Genomic DNA, 22,060 nt, shown 5'->3' on the forward strand with positions numbered 1-22,060 from the left:
CAATGACAAACACTGAAGAAATAGAAAAACTACTTTTACTTTATTGAACCACTAGTTCCCTCAACTATGTACTTCTGACCAGCTAAGAAAGCAATAACTGGAGGAATAATCATCACGACAGTAATACAAAGCATTGGAATAATTTGCGTTTGATGCACACCTTTGAATGATGCCAAGCCTAACGCAAGCGTGTACTTACTACGATCTTGCAAGAAAATCAAAGGTCCTAAATAATCGTTCCACACGGTAATAATGTTCAACAAACCAATTAGAATGAGGCACGGTCGCATGATTGGCATATATACTTTCCACCAAATCTGCAAGTCATTACAGCCATCAATGCGTGCAGCTTCTTCGTATTCTTTTGGTACTCCAAGAAGGAATTGCCGCAATAAGAAGATGTAATACGCTGATCCAAAGAACGCTGGTACAATCAACGGGAGCAATGTATTTATCCAACCAAAAGCCTTAAATTCCATATACTGAGGAATCATTGTTACATCCCAAGGAATCATCATCGTACTTAGCAAAATGATAAAAAGAACATTCTTCCCTCGGAAATTGTAACGAGCAAATCCATACGCAACAAGTGAACAAGAAAGAATCTGACCAATTGTAGTAAATACCGTCACTATCATAGAATTCATGAAAAATGTTCCAAAAGGTTGAGAATTCCAAGCTGTGACGTAATTATCCCAGTGCCATTCTTTTGGAAAAAGTGTAGGTGGATATGCAATAGCTTCAGAAGATGTTTTTAATGTTGAAAACAACATATACCCAAATGGTGCAAAGAAATAAATTGCAACCATTACCAATAAGGCATACACAACCACCTTAGACTGGATAGACATTTTCATAGCACAACCTTCTTACGCCCAAATTTCTTTATATTTTTTGCTGCATTTCGACCCTCAGTCTCATAGAACACCCAAGCGCTGGACGAACGAAAAACTAACGCAGTTAATAACAGTACGATAATAAACATCACCCAAGCATTCGCGCTCGCATAACCTAATCTATGGAATTTAAAGGCATTTTCGTATGTCATCAAACCGTAAAAATAGGTTGATTTTAGAGGTCCGCCATTGGTTAAAAGCATCACTAAAGTTACCTGTTGGAAAGAGGTAATAATAGATGTAACCAAATTAAATAATAGAGTAGGTGTAATCATAGGCAATGTAACATTGAAGAATTGCCTAGTCATACCTGCACCATCAATAGCAGCCGCCTCATATAGTTCTATTGGAATATTTTTTATATCTGTATAAAAAATAAGCATCATACTACCAACACCAAATGCACTAGCAATAATTACTGCTAACAATGCCCACTTTGGATCAACAAGCCATTGTGGACCTTTAATTCCTAAGAAAGATAGAAGATAGTTAAGAACACCATAATTTCCATTTAGTATCCACCCAAAAATTATAGAAACTGCAACTCCTGAGATAACACATGGAATATAAAACAATGTTCTAAAGAATCTTACTCCCTTCACAGGCATAGCAATAAGTACAGCAAGAAACAGAGCGATTATTAGATTTAATGGAACAAAAATCGCCGCATATTTAAGCGTAATGCACAACGCATTCCAGAATTGTACATCATTGAACAACATCTCACTATAGTTTCCTAGCCCACGAAAAACTGGAGATCCAGTTATTCCCCAATCAAAGAAACTAATAGCAAATGATAAAAGCAGCGGTCCTAATGTAAAGACCAAAAATCCAATAATCCAAGGAGCAATAAAAAGATAGGGCCAAATACGCCGAGACACTGACGCAGTCAGCCCCTGTGTCCTATTAGATATAACACTCATAATATGCTCTATTTCAACACTTCTGACAGAGCATCTTTAGGAGATACACTAGAGCTTGGATTATACATTTTTTCAAAAGCTAGAGAAAGCTGATCAGATTTTTTGCTCCAATCTTTAACAATGAAACTAGCTGGAGTAAATCCATCAGACAATTGCAACATATCATAGAATGGGCGGTAATGCGGCTTTTTATTCATACCTTCTGATTTCACAACACTTATTCTTACAGGTAATTCGGTTCCGATACGAGACTTATTTGCCTCATCATTTGTCCAGAACTTCATAAACTTCCATGCCAAATCCTTATGTTTGCTATTCTTTGACATAGCAACACCCGAAGAGCTTAAAATAGAAACAGGCTTTTTCTTCGCATGGTCAAATGACGGTATATTTACAATCCCATAATTAAGCCCATCTTTATCAAAAGTATTCAAAGCCCAAGCTCCATAAACGAACATAGCTACATTGCCAGATCTAAATTCATCAGTACCATTAGATTCGGTGGCAACTGCAATGCCTTCTTTGCCCATATCTTGGAAGAGCTTGAATGCTTCTAAAGCTTTATCAGAATTTACATTACCTTTCAAATTACCGTTTTTATCAGTATATTTTGCACCATTACTCCACAAATACATTTCAAAATCATAAGGATCAGGTTTCATTTGATATGCAAAACCCTTAACGCCAGTCTTTTTCAGAATCTTCTTCGAAGCAGAACGAACATCATCCCAAGTCCAATTATTTGTAGGTTCTTCAACTCCTGCTTTCTTAAAGATATCCTTATTGTAATACAATGCGTGAGTGGTGAATCCAACAGGAAGACCTAAAGTTTTGCCATCATAAGAGTTATAATTCCAAAGAGTTGGGTAGAAAGCATCTTTGTAAGACTTACCTTCTTTCTTAATGTATGAATCAAGAGGTTCGAGACCATTTGCGTACCCAGGATAATTCCACATATACATTACATCTGGCGCATCATGAGAACCCATTCCAGCACTAATTTTTGCGTCAAAGTCCTTACCATACGCTTCTAGCGTTACATGAACATCCTTATTTTCAGAATTAAACTTATCAACTAACTGCTGTTGACGATCAACATCTTCCGCTACATCCCATGTAGCAAATCGAAGTTGAACTTTACTATTATCAGCAGTTGAAGAACCGCATCCAGACAAAAGCATTGATGTTGACGCAATCAATGCACATGCAAATAAAATTGATGACTTTTTCATAGAAACTCCTTTGCTAAACACAGTGATTTATCAGCAAGGATTCGACGTATATTCGCCGATTAGCATCATTGCTTAATGTCATTCTAGCGAAAAAAATACATTTGTGCAATCGGTTGTCCTACGGCGTGTCGGCATCATACTTCTGGCAGATTATAATGATAATAATAGATTTTTATTTGTTGCACGCATTGAGGACATATGAACACATCCCGTAAAAAAGCAGTAACTCTTGCAGATGTTGCTGCAGCTGCAGGAGTGTCTCGCTCAACTGCATCACGCGCACTAAATCATTCTCCGCGTATAAGTAAAGGTACAACTGAGCGCATAGAAGCTCTTGCAACTACGATGGGATTTGTTCCAAACGCTCAAGGACGAGCACTTGCTTCTGGTAGAGCAGAAGCAATCGCAATACTAGTCACTGAACCACTTAATGAATTATTTACTGATCCAACTTATGGAGCATTTATCGGAGGGATCACTGCAAAATTAGCTCAGACTTCTTATCTACCGATGTTACTGCAAGCAAGCAGCGATGATGAACGCCAAAGAGTAAAACGACATTTGGAATGTAGGTCTTTTGACGCAGTCATTGATATATCTCCATACACTGATTCTTACTTGTTAGATATAATGAATAAACTTCATACCCCTGGAGTATTGTTAGGACAAATCACAAATGAACGCTATCAAGGTATGTTTTCTGTAGTATATTCTGACGATACAAAAGGAGCTAAATTAGCTGCTCAGACAATTGTAGATCGCGGAAGAAAGCATCCTGTAGCAATAGTAGGACCTCGCGATAATCCGGCTTCACAATACAGAATTAAAGGATACACTTCCGTCTTTGGAACTAAGTTAAGTCCAGATTCTATAATCTACACACAATGGGATGCAGCTGCTGGATTTGCCGCAATGATGCAAATCCTGAGCCAAAAGAAGCCAGTTGATGCAGTATTAGCTGGATCTGATCGCATAGCAGTAGGAGTTCTTGAGGCATTAAAACAATACAACCTACAAGTTCCTGACGATGTATCAGTTATTGGTTTCGATGATCATAACCTTGCACAAACTACAACACCATCGCTTACTACGATACATCAGCCGCTCTATGAAGAAGGACAATTAGCTGCTGAGCTTGCTATGAAAATGATTGAAGGTCAAGAGCCAATAACATCCATTCTTCAAATGAAATTAGTAATAAGAGACTCAGTGTAATTACTCCACAACACACATTATTTTGTGAACAAATACACTACAAGGTAATCACGATTACCTAAGCCTATCTTTCCCGCATTTGTTCTCTTTTAAGCAAATCTGACTACAAACACGGGCGCTAGACCTGCCTTCGCGCTTAAAGCGTAGCGCGCGAGCGATTTTCCCGAGATTGTTTACGTATTTGGCGATTTTGGAAACAATATCGGGCGAAAAGAAACAAACGCAGGCAAAAATACACAAACGCAAACAAAAAGGGCTTCTAGCCAATCGCTAGAAACCCTGCTTGCGGATGAAGCGAGATTTGAACTCGCGGAGGGTGTAACCCTCACACGCTTTCGAGGCGTGCTCCTTAGACCGCTCGGACATTCATCCATTTTGCGCAAACTGCAAAACGCAGAAAGAAACGCAACTTTTCAATTGTAAACCAACCCTAGAATATACACAAATTTGTGTTGAGAATTTTGCAAACAATCAATCAAGTTCTTCAAGAGTTCGACGAGCGCGAATCGCATTAGCCCTAACTTCAAGTTGATCTTTCGGAGGATATTCAACATATTCCAAAGTCAAACCATTAGCCGCAATAGGACCAGTAGAGCCTTCTCGAATCGGATTTTCAATCTTATCCTTAAACCAGTCAACAGAACGCTTACCGCAACCAACTTGTACACAAGCCTGAACAAGAGAACGAACCATATTATGTGCAAACGCATCAGCAACAATAGTAAACTCAATCAAACCGTGCTCAATAGGTGGAATATTGCCAGTTGATCTAGAAGCAATAGACGAACCAACAGGCGCGCAACCATCCAAACAAACGCGATTCCAAACCGCTTTTTTAACGCAGCGAATCGTAGTTCCACCAGGATTTGGACGAGCAAAAGACCCAAAATCATGCAAACCAACAATCATCTGTGCTGCCTGATTCATAGAATTGACATCTAAATCGTAATCAATTTGCAACACAAAACCACGCATACGCGGATCCAAATTCTCGCGATTTGCCGCATCACTAATCCTATACACGTATGTGCGATCAAGCGCAGAAAAACGAGCATCAAAACCGCTTGGTGCAATTCTTACACTGTGAATCGAAATATCTTTAGGCAAAACCCCACGAAGCCTATATTCTAAAGCTTTTACAGGCGTCAAATTTGTGTGTCCAACACAATTTTGTAAAATATCATCTTCTACATCTAAATGACAAACCTGATAAGAAGCATGAACACCAGTATCCGTGCGACCAGCAACTGTGAGTCGAAGCGGAAAACAGGAATCGCCATCATGCACACGCAAAACTTTATATAAAGCGTCTTCCAAAGTGCCTTGCACTGTTCTTAAATTCGGCTGCCTAGCCCAACCGTAAAAATCACCGCCATCATAAGCTAAATCCAAACGAAGACGCATCAAAAAAACCTTCCAAAACAATTATTATAAAAACCGAATATTAGTTGCCCTAGTCGCCAGACTGCAACAATAATCTTTTCAATTCTTATGTTCTGATCCACCAACACCAGTAAACGCACTCATAATATTACGAATTAACTCATAAGTCTTTGAATCCATATGCGTTGCTATGCTCAATATTTTCGGCAAAAGCTCCGACCAATGCGCAGAAATTTCATCAAAAGTAGGATATCCTAAGCTAGTTAAAGCGTTGTAAACACTATCGATTCTGCGTTTTCGCTCTTCGAAAGGCAAATTCAACATCCAATCATTAGCAGCTTTAGAAACAGCAAGCGCACGCGGAGTTACATGATCACAATAGTCAAAATCTCCGTCTTTAACCTGCCAATACATGCCAAAATGTTGCATCAATCCAATCGACTCAGCAACCGTAACTTTATACGGTACGCCAGTATCCATAATCAATCCAATAAAAGCAGATTGTGGAACGACTTTTTCGATTCTGGAAACAACACGAGAAAAAACCTTTGGATCAACAACATCCGAGCCAAAACTAGGACCGTCCATAGAATAAATTTTACTGACAAGATCACCAAGTTGTTGATTTTCTGCATCCAAACGCATTGCCGCATATGCAGCCATATTCCCGCCTTTTGAATGACCCACAACAAATATTTTAGAATCATTATTTTGATTCACAATATCGTTTTGCAGCGTATCAGCTTGCGACATATCAGCTTGCTCTGGCTTCTTCCCAAACAAATTCGCAAAATAACCAAAAATTCTATGAAAAATATTATTCTTAACGCCACTTTTGCAAGAATCTTTACACGCGCGCCTAGATATAGAGAGCAAATATTCTGCAGCAGACTCTTGTGCTGGAACTGGGCAGCGAAAAGCCATATTAAAATCTTCCTTCCACCCAACAAGAGTGTTATCAGTCCCCCTGAAAGCAACAACAAAACATCTATAGCCAACACAATCAGTCAAATCAAAAGTAACTGCAGCAAACTGCTGTTCACACGAATCATCAACCTTCGACTCGTCAAAACGCTCAAGAACCTCGCCGACTCGCATTCCCCTATATCGCGGACTAGCTGCAACAGCGAGAAGAAGACTCTTACGAAAATCATCAACTTTAGCTGAACCAGAGCTAAACATTGAAGAAAAATCCTCACCGCGAAGCAATTCGCTTAAAGGAACGGTTGCTAGTGCGTTAGAATCGTCATTATACTTTGGAATCGATTCAGGCATGCAAACATACGCCAACTCGCATAAAATAAGCGAATCTACGGCGTTGAATTTTCTATCTTTAAAGTTAGTAAAATCGTTATTCACTAAATCGAGAATATTCGTCATATTTCAATAATAATTGATACCAGATATAGAAAAGATATATCAGATATAGAAAAACGGGCTGGAGATAAAACTCCAACCCGTTCAATAAATCTAAAACACGACGACTACTCGTCGAAAGATTTACTTACCGATGCATCAAGATGCTAATCTAAACTACTCGGCTGCTTCTTCTTTAGCAGCAACTTTAGCAGCAGACTCAGCTTCCTTAACGACAGCCTTCTTTGGGCTTACTGGCTCAACAACAAGCTCAATAATAGCTTGTGGAGCAGTATCACCACGACGAGGAGCCATCTTAACGATGCGGGTATAGCCACCTTCACGCTGCTTCATCTGCTCAGCAATTTGAGTGAAAAGCATGTGAACAACGGACTTATTGCGGATCACGCGCAACACACGGCGGCGCGAATGCAAGTCGCCACGCTTAGCGAATGTTATCAAACGCTCAGCAAGTGGACGAAGACGCTTTGCCTTTGGCAAAGTAGTCACAATACGACCGTGCTGGAAGAGGCTAGTAGCCATGTTGGCCAGCATCAGGCGCTCATGCGCTGGGCTAGAAGCCAAACGAGGCCCTTGTTTCGGTGTAGGCATTATTACTCCTTATTGTCGCAGAATTCAGGTGGGCAAAAACCCGAACATCCAAAAACCACGACGATTGGCGGTGGACTGTTTACTCGTCTTCTGGCGAGAAGAACGTGCCACCTTCGAGATTATTGGCGTCAAAGCCAAGCGGCGAGGCCTTAAGAGACAATCCCATAGACTGCAATTTCTCTTTAACCTCATCGATGGATTTCATGCCGAAATTACGAATATCGAGCAAATCCTGCTCAGTGTGTACTACCAGCTCACCAACAGTGTGGATTCCCTCACGCTTCAAGCAGTTGTAGCTGCGCTGCGTAAGATTCAAATCCTCAATCGGAGTAGCCATCTGAGAATCAACTTCTCCCATGACTGGAGCTGGACCAACTTCAACACCTTCTGCATCGACGTTAAGCTCACGGCAAAGACCGAAAAGCTCAACCAAAGTCGAACCAGCAGATGCAACTGCATCTCGTGGTGTAATAGCTGGCTTAGTTTCCACATCCAGGATGAGCTTATCGAAGTCCGTGCGCTGTTCCACGCGGGTAGCTTCGACCTTATAGCTCACCTTCAAAACTGGTGAGTAGATCGAATCCACTGGAATGCGACCGATTTCGCTGTTTTCCTGCTTATTCATCTGAGCAGGTACATAGCCACGACCGCGCTCCACGGTGAACTCAATTTCAAGCTCACCATCTTCAGCAAGTGTAGCGATATGCATCTCTGGATTGGCAATAGTGACGCCAGCAGGAGGAGTAATATCTCCAGCTGTTGCTTCACCCTTGCCGCTCTTGCGAAGATACATCACTACTGGCTCGTCATACTCACTTGTAAGTACGATACCCTTAATGTTCAGCAGGATTTCAGTGACATCCTCTTCAACACCTGGCAGAGTCGTGAACTCATGGAGAGCACCAGAAATGCGTACCGAAGTTACGGCAGCACCTGGAATGGAGCTCAATAGGGTACGACGCAGCGAATTGCCGAGCGTGTATCCGAAACCTGGTTCCAACGGCTCAATAGTAAAGCGAGAACGCTGGGGATTCAGTGATTCCTCGGTAAGTGTTGGACGCTGTGCGATAAGCACTTTTGTATCCTTTCAGCTTCTGGTCGGTGGTGCACTCGCCGCCCATAAGCGGGTTGGATGGATGGATTCGTAAGAGTGCTCAGACGCGGCGACGCTTTGGTGGGCGAACGCCGTTATGCGCTTGTGGGGTGACGTCGGTAATAGAACCGACTTCAAGACCCGCGGACTGAAGGGAACGGATAGCGGTTTCACGACCGGAACCTGGACCCTTAACAAACACGTCGACCTTCTTCAGGCCATGTTCCATTGCCTTACGAGCAGCAGACTCAGCAGCCATACCTGCAGCGTAAGGAGTCGACTTGCGGGAACCCTTAAAGCCGACATCGCCACCGGAAGCCCAAGAAAGGACTGCACCCGATGGATCGGTGATGGAAATAATCGTGTTATTGAATGTTGATTTAATATGCGCCTGCCCAACCGGTACCGACTTGCGGTCCCGGCGACGCGGCTTGCGCGAGGCTTGCTTTGCAGCTGCCATTGACCCTCGTTTCCTAATGACGAATTAGTTGGTATGTCTAGGCGATGAGAATTAACTCGTGGCCTAGAGCCGACCACCGACTACTATCTGGTGGCCTTCTTCTTCCCGGCGACAGTACGCTTCGGACCCTTACGAGTACGAGCATTAGTCTTAGTACGCTGACCACGCACAGGAAGACCCTTGCGATGACGCTGGCCTTGATAGCAGTTGATCTGAATCTTACGACGAATGTCTGCATCGATTTCACGACGCAAATCGCCTTCAATCTTATAATTAGCTTCAAGATAATCACGCAAAGTGATTAACTGTTCATCCGTAAGATCCTTGACGCGAGTATCCGGATTAACACCGGTCGCGGCAAGCGTTTCCTTAGCGCGAGTACGGCCTACACCAAAAATGTAGGTGAGGGCAATCTCAATGCGCTTCTCATTGGGAATATCTACTCCGGCAAGACGTGCCATTGTAATTCCTTTACTATTACGCAGGTCGTGCACCAAGTCTCCCGCAATCCTGCGGCCTGGGCCTGCGCACCCAGGGTTCAGCTTTAGCTGCGACTTAGCGCCTTATCCTTTATCTTCGCGGTGGGGATCCACTCAGCCCTGACGCTGCTTATGACGTGGGTTGATGCAAATCACCATGACGCGACCGTGACGGCGGATCACGCGGCAATTTTCGCAGATCCTCTTCACGCTAGGGCTGACCTTCATGGTTTTCCTTTGCTTGTACCTTTACTTATAGCGGTACGTAATACGACCACGGTTCAAATCATAAGGGCTCATCTCCAGCACAACACGATCTTGAGGAAGAATACGAATATAATTCTTACGCATCTTTCCAGAAATCGTAGCCAGTACAATGTGCTCGTTCTCAAGCTGAACGCGAAACATCGCGTTTGGCAGTGCTTCAACTACCGTGCCTTCGACTTCAATCACACCGTCTTTTGCCATGAGCCTCGTTCCGTTCCTTGGACGTACTACTTTACGTATCCGAAGACACGCCAATCTTCTATGATACAGTAAATGCGCCCAATACAACACTCGGCGTGTCGCAAAAGGCGCATTATAAATACGAGAAAATCTAAATTTTAAATAAATCTCATACCAAAGACTCAACTATGCGATTGTTGATTTCAGCAATATCGCCAACACCATCAACCTCAACAAGCTGACCACGGCTTTCATAAATATCAAGAAGAGGAGCAGTTTCCTTCTCGTAAGTTTCCAAACGAGTAGCAATTACCTCAGGAGTATCATCTGAACGACCCTGCTCAATTGCGCGCTTCTTCATACGCTCAAGCAAAACCTCACGCTCCGCTTCAAGAGCAACAACGTGATCCAAAGGAGTACCAAGCTCCTCAAGCATAAGATCCAAAGCCTTAACCTGAGACGCATTACGTGGATATCCATCAAGAATCCAGCCATTCTTAGCATCATCCTGAGCAAGACGATCCTTAACAATGCTATTTGTCAATTCATCTGGAACAAGCTCACCCTTATCAAGATAACCCTGAACCTTCTTACCAAGCTCCGTTTGATTCTTCAAGTTGTAACGGAAAATATCGCCAGTAGAAATAGCAGGAATCCCATAATGCTCTGCAAGCAAAGCAGCCTGAGTGCCCTTACCAACGCCCTGTGGTCCCATAATTAGCAATCGCATATTAATCTCCTTGTTTCTTTATGCTCCATCGCAAATCTTAACAACAAAACCTATCTAGTAATACTATTTAGCAACTTGCTTACTATCGTTATGATCAAACAAGAATCCAGCATATTGGAACTGCTCGGTCTGAGCCTTGGCTTGACGCAAAGTATCCAAACCAACACCTGCGATAATAAGAATCGTAGTACCACCAAATGGAAGCTTCATATTAAGGTGCAAAGACATAATCAAAACTGTTGGAATCAACGCTACGAATAGCAAATAGACAGCACCAACAGTGTTTAATCTATTCATGACATAGCTAAGATAGCGACTTGTAGCACTACCAGCACGAATACCTGGAATAAAACCGCCGTATTCCTTCATGTTATCTGCAGTTTCATCTGGATTAAAAGTAATCTCAGTGTAGAAGAAGCAGAAGAACACAATCATAACTGTGTACAAGGCTATGTACCACACAGAAGTAGAGTTTGCTAAATTGACATTAATCCAACGCACCCAATCCTTACGACTATCACCGAACTGAGCAAGAAGAGTTGGAATAGCAAGAATCGAGGATGCAAAAATTGGTGGGATAACACCACTCATATTGACCTTAAGAGGTAAGTATGTAGAAGAACCGCCATACATCTTACGACCAATCATTCGGCGCGTATACTGTACAGGAATTCTACGCTGAGCAAGCTCCACGAAATCAACAAAAATAAGAATTACAAGCAGAACGCCACCGACAATAGAGAACTTGGTCCAATCGCCATTAGTACCATTGGTTCCCCAACCAATTTCCCACAGCTTTGGAAGGAAGCCAGAGCAGATAGACATGAAGATTAACACTGACATGCCCTGACCAATACCCTTATCCGTAATAAGTTCTGCCATCCACATGATCAAACCAGTGCCACCAGTCATAATCAAAACCATAACCAGTAAGCTCCACATAGAGCCATCTGGAATAACCTGACCACACTGATAATTAAATAGTGCACCAGAACGTGCAGTAACCAAAATGGTTGTGGACTGTAAAATTGCCAAGCCAATAGTCAAATAACGAGTGTACTGAGTAAGCTTTGTTTCTCCAGACTGACCTTCCTTGTGAAGAGCCTCAAAACGAGGAATCACAACCCTAAGCAGCTGAATAACAATAGACGCCGTAATATAAGGCATAACGCCCAATGCAAAAATAGACAGCTGCAAAAGCGAACCACCAGAGAACAGGTTCACCAAACCAATAAAGTTTTCACTAGAAGAGGCAAGCTTAGCTGTGCAAGCACGTATAACTTTGTAATCAACGCCAGGAATTGGAATAAAGGAACCAATTCTGTAGATGATAATCATTGCGAAGACGAAGAGGATCTTATTCCTCAACTCCTTCGTCCTGAAGGCCTGGATTAACGTTTTCACCTGGGTCTTCCTCCCTTTTTTGCGCTACGATCTAGGCGCAACAGTAAAAAAACAAACTCTGAGGCAATAGTTTATATCACGGTGCATACCGATACAGTCATTCCGTGAGTTTAGACAATAAAAAATAATCCCTCCAGCCAAAACTAGAGGGATTATTAAACAGTCAAATCACTGCGTTAATTAGCATTATCAGCTGAGTACATTACTCTTCGCTAACAGAGCCACCAGCAGCTTCAATCTTGGCCTTAGCAGATGCAGAAGCTTTAACTCCCTTAAGAGTCAAAGCAACCTTAAGATCGCCATCACCCAAAACCTTAACTGGGTAACCATCACGCACAGCGCCCTTAACTACCAAATCAGCAACAGTAACTTCGCCACCATTTGGGAAGAGCTCTTCGAGGGCTGCAACATTAACAACCTGGAACTCTTTCTTGAATGGGCTCTTAAAGCCACGAAGCTTAGGCAAACGCATGTAAAGTGGAAGCTGGCCGCCTTCAAAGCCTGGACGAACTTGGTAACGCTTCTTCGTACCCTTATCGCCACGACCCGAAGTCTTACCCTTAGAGCCTTCACCACGACCCACGCGAATGCGATCCTTCTTAGCTCCTGGAGCTGGACGCAACGTGTGCATGTGCAACATTGGTTCTTCATTAGCCATAATCAGTCAACCTCCTCAACGCTCAGCAAGTGGCGAACGGCCATAACCAAGCCACGATTGACTGGATTGTCCTCGCGAACAACGCTCTGGCCAATCTTGTGAAGACCGAGAGTTTGAACGTTCGCGCGCTGACGCTCGGTGGAATGAACCAAACCGTGCACCAGAGTGATCTTCAAGTTAGCCATCACTCACCATCCTTTGCTTGGGCAGCCTTAGCAGCCTGAGCTTCTTCACGAGCCTTGCGAGCTTCGGCAATGCCTGCAGCGCGCTCACGAAGCAATGCGTCTGGTGCAACTTCCTCGAGGGAAAGTCCACGACGAGCGCAAATCTCCTCTGGCTCTTCAAGCTTCTTCAAAGCATCCACAGTAGCGCGAACCACGTTAACAGCGGTTGCAGAGCCCATGGACTTGGTGAGGATATCGGTAATGCCAGCGCACTCCATAACAGCACGCACAGCGCCACCAGCAATTACACCAGTACCTGGAGCAGCTGGACGAAGCAAAACTGTGCCAGCAGCATCGTGACCCAACACAGGGTGGGTTACGGTACCACGAATACGTGGAACAGTGAACATATGCTTCTTAGCATCAAGCTGACCCTTAGCGATAGCTGCTGGAACTTCGCGAGACTTACCGTAGCCAACACCAACAGTGCCCTTACCGTCGCCAACAACAACAAGTGCTGCAAAGCTAAAGGTACGACCACCCTTGTGAGTCTTGGAAACACGGTTAATAGTAACTACGCGATCCAGAAGCTCTTCGCCGCGGTTTTCTTCACGACGGTTACGACGCTCTCCGCGCTTACCTTCGCCCTTAGAGCGACGGGAACGGCGATCGTCAGTACGCTCCTCGGCGGATGCCTGAGTGTTCTGAGTTTCTTCAGCCACTTGGGTTTCCTTTTCGTTATCGCTCACAGTGCTAGACCTCCCTGACGGGCGCCTTCAGCTACTGCTGCGACGCGACCATGATACTTATTACCGCCACGATCGAAGATTACAGCGGTAATACCCGCTTCCTTCGCCTTGGCAGCGATTAACTCGCCAACCTTGGTAGCAGCTTCAGTCTTCGTACCAGTAAAACCAGCGAAGTCAGAAGTCAAGGTGGAAGCGCTTACAAGGGTAAGACCCTTAGTGTCATCCACAATCTGAGCAACCATGTGACGGTTAGAACGAGAAACTACCAAACGTGGGCGCTCTGGAGTGCCAGAAATGCGCTTACGAAGACGGGCGTGACGACGCAAACGCGCGACTTTGGTACCCTTACCGAAAATCTTAACGCTCATATCACTTACCAGCCTTTCCAGCCTTGCGCAAAATACGCTCATCGCTGTACTTAATGCCCTTACCCTTATAAGGTTCTGGAGCACGCAGCTTGCGAATGTTAGCGGCAGCCTGACCAACGGCCTGCTTGTCAGTACCCTTGACGATTACCTGATTTGCGTTTGGCAATTCAAACTCAATACCCTCAGGTGGCTGAACGGTAATAGTGTGAGAATATCCGAGTGAGAACTCAATGCCCTTACCCTTCATCACAGCACGATAACCAGTTCCAACAATGTCCAAAGTCTTGGTGTAGCCTTCATGCACACCCTTAACCATGGACGCTACGATTGCACGAGCCAAACCGTGCTTTGCACGAGTTGGACGCAAATCATCAGCTGGGGTTAAAACGATCTTGCCATCAGCAACTTCAGCGGTAATACCTTCTGGAATTACATAGGAATCAGAACCCTTAGCGCCCTTAGCACTAAAGGACTGACCTTCAATCTTTACTTCCACGCCTGCAGGAATGTCGACGGGGAGCTTACCAATATGCGATGCCATTTTCAGCTCTCCTTTCTCACCATACGTAGGCGACGATTTCGCCGCCAATGCCTCTGTCGAGGCATTCCTTCTGAGTCAACAATCCCGAGCTGGTCGAGATAATAGCGATACCGAGACCACCAAGAGGCATAGGCAAAGAATCAGACTTTGCGTAACGACGCAAGCCTGGCTTAGAAATGCGCTTGATTCCCTGGATGGAACGCTGACCATTGGAGCCATACTTTAATATGACTTCCAAAGTCTGTCCAACCTTGGCTTCCTTAGCAGCAAAGTCTTTAATATAGCCTTCACGCTTCAGAATCTCGGCGATATTCGCCTTGAACTTGGAGTACGGCATTTCCACGGTATCGTGCTTTGCCGCGCTCGCATTACGCAGACGTGTCAACATGTCTGCGATAGGATCTGTCATTGTCATGTTGGGCTAACGCCCTTTCTCGCCGTGGTTTCCACCGCCTGTTTTAGTTATTCTTAAAGCAGTGGACCTTCAGCGTCGATATTTACCAACTGGACTTCGTAACACCCGGCAACTCACCGCGATGTGCCTTTTCACGAAGGCATACACGGCACAGACCGAACTTGCGATACACGGAGTGAGGACGACCACAAACCTGGCAACGCGTATAAGCGCGCACCTTGAACTTCGGCTTAGCGGCCGCCTTGTTTTTCAGAGCGGTTTTTGCCATATCAGTTCTCCTTGAATGGGAAACCGAGGTGCTTAAGTAGCGACTTCGCTTCCACATCGTCCTTGGTGGTGGTCACCACGGTGATGTCCATACCACGCTGATGATCAATCGAATCAGGATCAATCTCGTGGAACATTGACTGCTCCGTAAGACCAAAGTTATAGTTACCCTGACCGTCGAACTGGTTGCCATTAATACCACGGAAATCGCGGATACGTGGCAAAGCCAGAGTGAGCAAACGATCCAAGAATTCCCACATACGATCACCACGAAGAGTTACGTAAGCGCCAATAGCCTGACCTTCGCGCAAATGGAACTGCGCAACAGACTTCTTAGCCTTAGTAACCTTTGGCTTCTGACCAGTGATCAAAGTGAGATCCTTAATCGCACCTTCGATAAGCTTGGAATCGCGAGCTGCAGCGCCAACGCCCATAGAGACGACGACCTTCTGCAAACGAGCCACCTGCATAGGATTAGTGTGGCCAAATTCCTTTTCCAAAGCTGGAACGATTTGATCATTGTATTGCTGCTTTAAGCGCGGAGTTGCCGGCGCCTCAACTGTAGTATCGGTCATGCCAGCTCCTTTCCGGACTTCTTAGCTACACGCACGCGCACGGTCTTTACTTTGCCGTCGCGAGCTTCTTGCTTAACAATCACGCCCACGCGGGTTGGTTGCTTGGTCTCTGGGTCAATCACCATAACGTTAGAACGGTGAATTGGAGCCTCAACAGAGACGATGCCTGCCTGCTGACCCTGCTGGGTAGCACGCACATGCTTCTTAACAACCTGAACACCCTCGACGATCAAACGGTCTTCGGCGAGTACACGAAGTACTTTGCCTTCCTTACCGCGATCCTTGCCGCGGATAACCTTTACCTGGTCGCCGGACTTAATCTTGGCTACCATCTCAGATCACCTCCGGGGCGAGGGACACAATCTTCATGAAGCGCTTATCACGCAATTCACGACCGACTGGTCCAAAGATACGAGTGCCCTTTGGTTCACGGCCAGAGCCGAGAATAACAGCGGCGTTCTCGTCGAACTTAATATAGGAACCATCAACACGACGATGTTCCTTGACAGTACGGACGACGACAGCTTTAACTACGTCGCCTTTCTTGACCGACCCGCCAGGAATAGCATCCTTAACGGAGGCGACGATGATGTCGCCGATGCCGGCATAGCGTCGCTTCGATCCACCGAGCACGCGGATGGCAAGCAATTCCTTAGCACCCGTGTTGTCGGCGACATGAAGCCGCGTTTCCTGCTGAATCATTGATTCTCCTTAGTCGAGCTGGTTCTCCCCGCTCACCCGTACCTACTAAACAACAGGCACAGGTGAAGCGCGGAGCCTTGCTGAACTTGTTTACTTGGCGCGCTCGATAATCGAGTCGAGACGCCAACGCTTGGTCTTGCTCAAAGGCCGAGTTTCCATGATACTCACGAGATCGCCAATATGCGCCTCATTGTGTTCATCATGTGCCTTGACCTTGCGTGTGGAGCGGACGACTTTACCGTAAAGTGGGTGTGTCGAACGCTGCTCCAGCTCCACGGCAATTGTCTTGTCCATGGCCTCGGACACGACGTAGCCGCGACGAACCTTGCGGAAGTTGCGCTCTTGGTTCTCAGCCATGCTTACTTCTCCTTGACCTCAGTGGCGCCAGGCTCTTGGCTGATGCCGAGTTCACGCTCACGCAGGATAGTATACATCCTGGCTATGTCGTGCTTGACCGCCTTGAGGCGAGCGCTGTTTTCGAGTTGACCAGTTGCTGCCTGGAAGCGCAAGTTAAAAAGCTCTTCCTTAGACTTCTTTAAGAAGCCTTCGATTTCAGCATTAGTCTTCTCGTTTAAATTCTTGATGGTGTAGTCTGCAGTTCCGACTGGCATCAGATGTCACCGCCTTCACGCGCAATAACACGGCATTTCATTGGGAGCTTGTCGATAGCGCGGCGCAAAGCCTCGCGAGCGACGTCCTCAGAAACACCACCGATCTCGAACATTACACGACCTGGATGGATGTTAGCAATCCAGAATTCTGGAGCGCCTTTACCGGAACCCATTCGTGCACCAAGCGGGTGCTTGGTTAATGGACGATCAGGGAAAACCGTAATCCACACGCGACCACCACGCTTAATATAGCGGGTCATTGCGATACGGGCTGCCTCGATCTGACGGTTAGTGATGTACGCCGGAGCCAGCGCCTGAATACCGAAATCGCCGAAAGCGATAGCGGTTCCACCCTTAGACATGCCGCTACGGGTAGGACGGTGCTGCTTGCGATATTTAGTCCTTTTTGGGATAAGCATCTGCTCACTCCTTCGTTTCCGTTGCGGCAGGAGCTTCAGCAGCTGCAGCTTCAGCTGGCTTCTCAGCCTGTGCTTCGGCAGCCTTCTGCTGGTTGGCAGAGCGTGCGCCACGACGTGGACGACGATCGCCACGGCGACCTTCACGCTTACCCTGCTGGGCCTGCTGCTCTTCGAACTCACGCTCGGTCATATCACCCTTATAAATCCATACCTTTACGCCGATACGGCCGTAGGTAGTCTTAGCTTCAAAGAAGCCGTAATCAATAAGGGCACGCAGGGTCTGCAGTGGAACGCGACCCTCACGATAGAACTCAGAACGGCTCATTTCGGCGCCACCAAGACGACCAGAGAGCTTAATACGGATACCCTTTGCACCTGCGCGCATTGCATCCTGCTGTGCTTTACGCATAGCGCGACGGAATGTAACGCGATTGGTTAACTGTTCCGCAATTCCCTGAGCAACCAATTGAGCGTCAAGTGCAGCATTCTTCACTTCGAAAATGTTGAGCTGTACTTGCTTACCAGTGAGCTTCTCAAGCTTTGCACGAACACGCTCGGCTTCTGCGCCACGACGACCGATAATAATACCTGGACGAGCGGTGTGAATATCAACACGAACGCGGTCACGAGTACGCTCGATAACGATGCGGGACACGCCTGCACGTTCGAGGTCATGGCTCATTTCCTTGCGAATCTTGTCATCCTCAAGGACGAAGTCACGGTAACGCTCGCCGGCTTTAGTAGAATCAGAGAACCACCTAGAGCGATGATTCTCGGTAATGCCCAGGCGATAGCCGAAAGGATTGATCTTCTGACCCATCTTTAGCGATCCCCTTCCTTAAGCGAGACGATAACAGTGATATGGCTTGTGCGCTTGTTAATGCGCGCAGCGCGACCTTGTGCACGAGCGCGGAAACGCTTAAGCGTTACACCCTCATCCACATAGGTTTCCTTGATGACCAAGTCTTGCTCACGGAATGGTTCTCCAGCCTTTTCAGCCTTAACGCGAGCGTTAGCGATCGCGCTTTCAAGAACCTTACGCACTGGTAAAGATGCGTCCTGAGGAGCAAACTTCAAAATGGTAATAGCTTCGCTTGCACGCTTGCCTCGGATGAGGTCGACCATGCGGCGAGCCTTGCGCGGCGTCACACGTACGTGACGAGCGATTGCTTTAGCTTCCATGTGTCCTAACTCTCCTTTAGCGGCGTGCTTTCTTGTCGTCCTTCACATGACCCTTGAAGGTCTTGGTTGGGGCGAATTCACCGAGCTTATGACCAACCATTGCTTCGGTAACGAATACCGGCACATGCTTGCGGCCATCGTGTACGGCAAAGGTGTGTCCAATGAAATCAGGAGTGATCATCGAACGACGCGACCACGTCTTGATGACGTTATGCGTGCCCTTGTCGTTTTGTTCGTCGACTTTCTTCTGTAAGTGGGCGTCGACGAAAGGGCCCTTCTTGATGCTACGAGTCATCTGTTCGACACTCCCTTACTTGCGGTTCTTACCATTCGGACGACGACGAACAATCATCTTGTTCGAAGCCTTCTTCGGACGGCGGGTACGAACCTCGCCCTTGCCCCATGGAGAAACAGGTGGTTTACCACCACGGGTACGACCACCATGAGGGTGATCAACAGGGTTCATAGATTCGCCTCGGGTGATTGGCCTGCGACCAAGCCAACGAGCACGACCTGCCTTACCAAGCTCGATATTAGCGTGGTCAGAGTTGCCAACCTCGCCGATTGTAGCGCGGCAACGAGCGTCCACGTTACGAATTTCGCCGGATGGCATACGCAACTGAGCGTAAGCGCCATCCTTAGCTACGAGCTGAACGGCAGCACCTGCGGAGCGTGCAATCTTTGCGCCACCAAGTGGACGAAGCTCGATTGCGTGCACCACGGTACCAGTTGGGATGTTCTTAAGAGGCAAGTTGTTGCCTGGCTTAATATCAGCCTGGGCGCCAGTCTCAATAACATCTCCCTGGGAAATGCCTTCAGGAGCGATAATGTAGCGCTTCTCACCATCTGCATAATGCAACAATGCGATGCGAGCGGAACGATTAGGGTCATACTCAATATGAGCAACCTTTGCTGGCACGCCATCCTTGTCCCAACGCTTAAAATCGATGAGACGATACTGACGCTTGTGTCCGCCGCCGCGATGGCGGGAAGTCATGCGACCGTAAGAGTTACGACCGCCAGTTTTGCTGAGTTTGCGTACCAACGACTTTTCAGGAGTGGAACGCGTAATCTCGGAGAAGTCCGAAACGGATGCGTTACGACGTCCTGCAGTCGTAGGCTTATAAACGCGGATAGCCATAATGTAGTATTCCTTTACTTTTCTCGGCTAGCCTTCAGTTACCAAAGATATCGATTGTCTGGCCCTGTGCCACGGTGACAATAGCACGCTTCTGATTCACACGACGACCGAAGCCGGTGCGAGAGCGCTTAAGCTTGCCAGCGCGATTCAAGGTGTTAACATTCGTTACCTTGACTTTGAAGATTTCTTCGATAGCCTGCTTGATCTGAACCTTGTTAGCATTTGGAGCTACCACGAAGGTGTACTGACCACGATCGGAAGCTGCATAGCTTTTTTCAGAAACAACTGGCTTTAAAATGATGTCATGTGCTGGGTTATGGACTGCGACCATTTAAATCAGGCCTCCTTAACTTCAGGCTCGGTCTTAGCTGCAACGAAGGCTTCGAAACCTTCCTTGGAGAAGACTACGTACTGAGCGGTGATGACATCGTAGGTGTTGAGCTGATCAGCGAAGATCACATGCACCGTTGGAATGTTACGAACAGACATCCACTCATTGATGTTTTCACGAGAGAGAACAACAGTGGTGAACTGATCCTTAGTTACTGGTGTAAGTGCTGCAACTGCTGCTTTGGTGGATGGAACATCCTTAATACCAAAGTCCACAACTGCAATGCGACCAGCATTTGCACGATCCGAAAGAGCATAACGAAGAGCAGCTGCCTTCATCTTCTTTGGAGTACGCTGATCATACTTGCGAGGAACTGGACCATGTACAACGCCACCATGCACCCACTGTGGAGCACGAATGGAGCCTTGACGAGCACGTCCGGTGCCCTTCTGCTTCCATGGCTTCTTACCGCCGCCAGATACATTAGCGCGATTCTTAACCGCGTGAGTACCCTGTCGAGCAGCAGCAAGCTGAGCAATAACGACCTGATGAACCAATGGACCGTGAGCCAAAACGTCTTCGTTGGAGATGCCGAAAATCTCAGCAGGAGCTTCAACAGTTCCGTTTGCATTGCCCTTGGTGTCAGTTACGTTCAGAGTTACGTTTGCCATTTAAATCAGGCTCCCTTCACTGCCGAACGGACGAGAACGATAGCACCTTTAGGTCCTGGAATAGCACCCTTAATAGCTAAAATACCGTTCTCAACATCCGAAGAAACGATTGTGAGGTTGAGCGCAGTAGAAGTCACATGACCCATGCGACCAGCCATACGCTTGCCCTTCAAAATGCGGCTTGGAGTTGCACATGCGCCCACAGAACCTGGACGACGTTCATTCTTGTGCGAGCCGTGAGTACGACGGTAAGACTTGAAGCCCCAACGCTTGATTGTGCCAGCAAAGCCTTTACCCTTTGTAGTACCCGTTACGTCGACTTCGGCACCTTCAGCAAATACTTCAGCGGTCAATTCTTGACCTGGCTTGTAATCTGCTGCATTTTCAGTGCGCACCTCAGCGAGGTGACGACGAGGAGTCACGCCAGCCTTTGCAAAGTGACCAGCCAATGGCTTGGTAACCTTGGTAGGATCAATCTGGCCATAACCGAGCTGTACGGCGCAATAACCGTCAGTTTCTTCGGTCTTAACAGCGGTAACTACGTTAGTAGCAACCTCAACCAGAGTTACGGGGACAAAAAGGCCGTTTTCATCCCAAACCTGGCTCATGCCCAGCTTACGGCCGAGCAAAGCAGTGCGATTCTTATTTTGCGACATTATTTACCCCCCTTCCTACAGCTTAATCTCGATATTTACATCCGCAGGCAGGTCAATGTGCATCAAAGAATCCACAGCCTTTGGCGTTGGATCAACGATGTCAATGAGGCGCTTATGAGTGCGCATCTCGAAATGCTCGCGAGAATCCTTATATTTGTGAGGAGAACGGATAACAACAAACACGTTCTTCTCGGTCGGCAGAGGAACCGGACCCACTACTGTGGCGCCCGCGTTCGTCACCGTCTCGACGATTTTCTTCGCCGATTGGTCGATGACCTCATGGTCATAGGACTTAAGCCTGATGCGGATTTTCTGTCCCGCCATTGCCGTCCGCCCTTTCTAGCGATTCGTTTACTGTTTACCAACCTGTATTAAAGGGC

General features: G+C 46.5%; 35 protein-coding genes and 1 tRNA gene. 1 reads left to right on the top strand and 35 read right to left on the bottom strand.

What is annotated here, in order from left to right:
- Nucleotides 1-35: 35 nt before the first annotated feature.
- The 3 genes from HXT19_RS05425 to HXT19_RS05435 are packed head-to-tail and all read right to left on the bottom strand — an operon-like array spanning nt 36 to nt 3,051.
- A complete protein-coding gene (locus tag HXT19_RS05425) occupies nt 36-857 on the bottom strand; it encodes a carbohydrate ABC transporter permease (RefSeq protein ID WP_004114402.1) in 822 nt (273 codons plus the stop codon).
- Nucleotides 854-1,819: a carbohydrate ABC transporter permease gene (locus HXT19_RS05430; RefSeq protein ID WP_004114399.1), complete on the bottom strand. Its 966-nt coding sequence runs from the start codon at nt 1,817-1,819 to the stop codon at nt 854-856. Before HXT19_RS05430 ends, HXT19_RS05425 begins: the two co-directional genes overlap by 4 nt.
- A gap of 8 nt (nt 1,820-1,827) precedes the next feature.
- Nucleotides 1,828-3,051 carry an ABC transporter substrate-binding protein gene (locus HXT19_RS05435; RefSeq protein ID WP_004114397.1) on the bottom strand — a complete coding sequence of 408 codons (1,224 nt, stop codon included), beginning with the start codon at nt 3,049-3,051 and terminating at the stop codon, nt 1,828-1,830.
- A gap of 198 nt (nt 3,052-3,249) precedes the next feature.
- On the opposite strand from HXT19_RS05435, the gene HXT19_RS05440 reads away from it, so the two are divergent.
- Nucleotides 3,250-4,266 (top strand): LacI family DNA-binding transcriptional regulator, encoded by a 1,017-nt coding sequence (locus HXT19_RS05440; RefSeq protein WP_004114395.1) that lies wholly within the window; start codon nt 3,250-3,252, stop codon nt 4,264-4,266.
- A gap of 286 nt (nt 4,267-4,552) precedes the next feature.
- Here HXT19_RS05440 and HXT19_RS05445 read toward each other — a convergent pair.
- The 32 genes from HXT19_RS05445 to rpsJ all read right to left on the bottom strand — a co-directional run bounded on the left by HXT19_RS05445 (nt 4,553) and on the right by rpsJ (nt 22,004).
- A tRNA-Ser gene (locus tag HXT19_RS05445) sits at nt 4,553-4,638 on the bottom strand.
- A 99-nt stretch (nt 4,639-4,737) separates the two neighbouring features.
- Nucleotides 4,738-5,670, bottom strand: coding sequence for a tRNA pseudouridine(38-40) synthase TruA (truA, locus tag HXT19_RS05450; RefSeq protein ID WP_101887714.1), 933 nt, complete (start codon nt 5,668-5,670; stop codon nt 4,738-4,740).
- Between the two features lie 78 nt (nt 5,671-5,748).
- A complete protein-coding gene (locus tag HXT19_RS05455; protein WP_101887715.1) occupies nt 5,749-7,029 on the bottom strand; it encodes an Mbeg1-like protein in 1,281 nt (426 codons plus the stop codon).
- 153 nt (nt 7,030-7,182) lie between these two features.
- Entirely contained in the window at nt 7,183-7,617 is a 435-nt protein-coding gene (rplQ, locus tag HXT19_RS05460; protein ID WP_004114389.1) for a 50S ribosomal protein L17, read from the bottom strand.
- Nucleotides 7,618-7,696: 79 nt separating this feature from the next.
- Nucleotides 7,697-8,692, bottom strand: coding sequence for a DNA-directed RNA polymerase subunit alpha (locus HXT19_RS05465; protein WP_004114387.1), 996 nt, complete (start codon nt 8,690-8,692; stop codon nt 7,697-7,699).
- A gap of 79 nt (nt 8,693-8,771) precedes the next feature.
- Nucleotides 8,772-9,170, bottom strand: a complete 399-nt coding sequence (rpsK, locus tag HXT19_RS05470; protein WP_004105468.1) for a 30S ribosomal protein S11 — start codon at nt 9,168-9,170, stop codon at nt 8,772-8,774.
- Nucleotides 9,171-9,253: 83 nt separating this feature from the next.
- Nucleotides 9,254-9,631 (bottom strand): 30S ribosomal protein S13, encoded by a 378-nt coding sequence (gene rpsM / locus HXT19_RS05475; protein ID WP_004105472.1) that lies wholly within the window; start codon nt 9,629-9,631, stop codon nt 9,254-9,256.
- A 132-nt stretch (nt 9,632-9,763) separates the two neighbouring features.
- The gene (rpmJ, locus tag HXT19_RS05480; RefSeq protein ID WP_003842636.1) at nt 9,764-9,877 is read right to left on the bottom strand and encodes a 50S ribosomal protein L36; all 114 of its coding nucleotides are present in this window, start codon (nt 9,875-9,877) and stop codon (nt 9,764-9,766) included.
- 21 nt (nt 9,878-9,898) lie between these two features.
- Nucleotides 9,899-10,117: a translation initiation factor IF-1 gene (infA, locus tag HXT19_RS05485; RefSeq protein WP_004105485.1), complete on the bottom strand. Its 219-nt coding sequence runs from the start codon at nt 10,115-10,117 to the stop codon at nt 9,899-9,901.
- A 148-nt stretch (nt 10,118-10,265) separates the two neighbouring features.
- Entirely contained in the window at nt 10,266-10,826 is a 561-nt protein-coding gene (locus tag HXT19_RS05490) for an adenylate kinase (protein WP_004114385.1), read from the bottom strand.
- Nucleotides 10,827-10,889: 63 nt separating this feature from the next.
- Nucleotides 10,890-12,230: a preprotein translocase subunit SecY gene (gene secY, locus HXT19_RS05495; protein ID WP_422119661.1), complete on the bottom strand. Its 1,341-nt coding sequence runs from the start codon at nt 12,228-12,230 to the stop codon at nt 10,890-10,892.
- Between the two features lie 202 nt (nt 12,231-12,432).
- Nucleotides 12,433-12,888 (bottom strand): 50S ribosomal protein L15, encoded by a 456-nt coding sequence (gene rplO / locus HXT19_RS05500; RefSeq protein WP_004114381.1) that lies wholly within the window; start codon nt 12,886-12,888, stop codon nt 12,433-12,435.
- A 2-nt stretch (nt 12,889-12,890) separates the two neighbouring features.
- Nucleotides 12,891-13,073 carry a 50S ribosomal protein L30 gene (rpmD, locus tag HXT19_RS05505; protein ID WP_004114379.1) on the bottom strand — a complete coding sequence of 61 codons (183 nt, stop codon included), beginning with the start codon at nt 13,071-13,073 and terminating at the stop codon, nt 12,891-12,893.
- On the bottom strand, nt 13,073-13,801 hold the full coding sequence (rpsE, locus tag HXT19_RS05510) for a 30S ribosomal protein S5 (protein WP_004114377.1): 729 nt from the start codon (nt 13,799-13,801) through the stop codon (nt 13,073-13,075). Before rpsE ends, rpmD begins: the two co-directional genes overlap by 1 nt.
- The gene (gene rplR, locus HXT19_RS05515) at nt 13,798-14,169 is read right to left on the bottom strand and encodes a 50S ribosomal protein L18 (RefSeq protein ID WP_004114376.1); all 372 of its coding nucleotides are present in this window, start codon (nt 14,167-14,169) and stop codon (nt 13,798-13,800) included. The genes rpsE and rplR overlap by 4 nt, the downstream gene beginning before the upstream one ends.
- Nucleotide 14,170: 1 nt before the next feature.
- Nucleotides 14,171-14,710: a 50S ribosomal protein L6 gene (gene rplF, locus HXT19_RS05520; RefSeq protein ID WP_004114374.1), complete on the bottom strand. Its 540-nt coding sequence runs from the start codon at nt 14,708-14,710 to the stop codon at nt 14,171-14,173.
- Between the two features lie 16 nt (nt 14,711-14,726).
- Nucleotides 14,727-15,125 (bottom strand): 30S ribosomal protein S8, encoded by a 399-nt coding sequence (gene rpsH, locus HXT19_RS05525; RefSeq protein ID WP_422119662.1) that lies wholly within the window; start codon nt 15,123-15,125, stop codon nt 14,727-14,729.
- Between the two features lie 82 nt (nt 15,126-15,207).
- A complete protein-coding gene (locus HXT19_RS05530; protein ID WP_004114370.1) occupies nt 15,208-15,393 on the bottom strand; it encodes a type Z 30S ribosomal protein S14 in 186 nt (61 codons plus the stop codon).
- A 1-nt stretch (nt 15,394) separates the two neighbouring features.
- Entirely contained in the window at nt 15,395-15,967 is a 573-nt protein-coding gene (gene rplE / locus HXT19_RS05535) for a 50S ribosomal protein L5 (RefSeq protein ID WP_004114368.1), read from the bottom strand.
- Complete coding sequence (rplX, locus tag HXT19_RS05540) at nt 15,964-16,299, bottom strand: 50S ribosomal protein L24 (protein WP_004114367.1); 336 nt, start codon at nt 16,297-16,299, stop codon at nt 15,964-15,966. The genes rplE and rplX overlap by 4 nt, the downstream gene beginning before the upstream one ends.
- Nucleotide 16,300: 1 nt before the next feature.
- Nucleotides 16,301-16,669, bottom strand: coding sequence for a 50S ribosomal protein L14 (gene rplN, locus HXT19_RS05545; protein WP_004114366.1), 369 nt, complete (start codon nt 16,667-16,669; stop codon nt 16,301-16,303).
- Nucleotides 16,670-16,759: 90 nt separating this feature from the next.
- Nucleotides 16,760-17,026, bottom strand: a complete 267-nt coding sequence (gene rpsQ / locus HXT19_RS05550; protein ID WP_004114365.1) for a 30S ribosomal protein S17 — start codon at nt 17,024-17,026, stop codon at nt 16,760-16,762.
- 2 nt (nt 17,027-17,028) lie between these two features.
- A complete protein-coding gene (gene rpmC / locus HXT19_RS05555) occupies nt 17,029-17,280 on the bottom strand; it encodes a 50S ribosomal protein L29 (RefSeq protein WP_004105502.1) in 252 nt (83 codons plus the stop codon).
- Nucleotides 17,280-17,699 carry a 50S ribosomal protein L16 gene (gene rplP / locus HXT19_RS05560; RefSeq protein ID WP_004114362.1) on the bottom strand — a complete coding sequence of 140 codons (420 nt, stop codon included), beginning with the start codon at nt 17,697-17,699 and terminating at the stop codon, nt 17,280-17,282. Before rplP ends, rpmC begins: the two co-directional genes overlap by 1 nt.
- Nucleotides 17,700-17,703: 4 nt before the next feature.
- Entirely contained in the window at nt 17,704-18,519 is an 816-nt protein-coding gene (gene rpsC, locus HXT19_RS05565; protein WP_004114360.1) for a 30S ribosomal protein S3, read from the bottom strand.
- 2 nt (nt 18,520-18,521) lie between these two features.
- Nucleotides 18,522-18,881 carry a 50S ribosomal protein L22 gene (gene rplV, locus HXT19_RS05570; protein ID WP_004114358.1) on the bottom strand — a complete coding sequence of 120 codons (360 nt, stop codon included), beginning with the start codon at nt 18,879-18,881 and terminating at the stop codon, nt 18,522-18,524.
- 16 nt (nt 18,882-18,897) lie between these two features.
- Nucleotides 18,898-19,176 (bottom strand): 30S ribosomal protein S19, encoded by a 279-nt coding sequence (gene rpsS, locus HXT19_RS05575; RefSeq protein ID WP_004114357.1) that lies wholly within the window; start codon nt 19,174-19,176, stop codon nt 18,898-18,900.
- Nucleotides 19,177-19,191: 15 nt separating this feature from the next.
- The gene (gene rplB / locus HXT19_RS05580; RefSeq protein ID WP_004114355.1) at nt 19,192-20,022 is read right to left on the bottom strand and encodes a 50S ribosomal protein L2; all 831 of its coding nucleotides are present in this window, start codon (nt 20,020-20,022) and stop codon (nt 19,192-19,194) included.
- 34 nt (nt 20,023-20,056) lie between these two features.
- On the bottom strand, nt 20,057-20,353 hold the full coding sequence (gene rplW, locus HXT19_RS05585) for a 50S ribosomal protein L23 (RefSeq protein ID WP_004114354.1): 297 nt from the start codon (nt 20,351-20,353) through the stop codon (nt 20,057-20,059).
- A gap of 5 nt (nt 20,354-20,358) precedes the next feature.
- Nucleotides 20,359-21,024, bottom strand: a complete 666-nt coding sequence (rplD, locus tag HXT19_RS05590; RefSeq protein ID WP_004114353.1) for a 50S ribosomal protein L4 — start codon at nt 21,022-21,024, stop codon at nt 20,359-20,361.
- A 5-nt stretch (nt 21,025-21,029) separates the two neighbouring features.
- A complete protein-coding gene (gene rplC, locus HXT19_RS05595) occupies nt 21,030-21,680 on the bottom strand; it encodes a 50S ribosomal protein L3 (RefSeq protein ID WP_004116043.1) in 651 nt (216 codons plus the stop codon).
- A 15-nt stretch (nt 21,681-21,695) separates the two neighbouring features.
- Complete coding sequence (gene rpsJ, locus HXT19_RS05600; RefSeq protein ID WP_003808013.1) at nt 21,696-22,004, bottom strand: 30S ribosomal protein S10; 309 nt, start codon at nt 22,002-22,004, stop codon at nt 21,696-21,698.
- Nucleotides 22,005-22,060 lie beyond the last annotated feature (56 nt).

This window comes from Gardnerella sp. DNF00038 (assembly GCF_049262855.1).
Lineage (GTDB): Bacteria > Actinomycetota > Actinomycetes > Actinomycetales > Bifidobacteriaceae > Bifidobacterium > Bifidobacterium vaginale.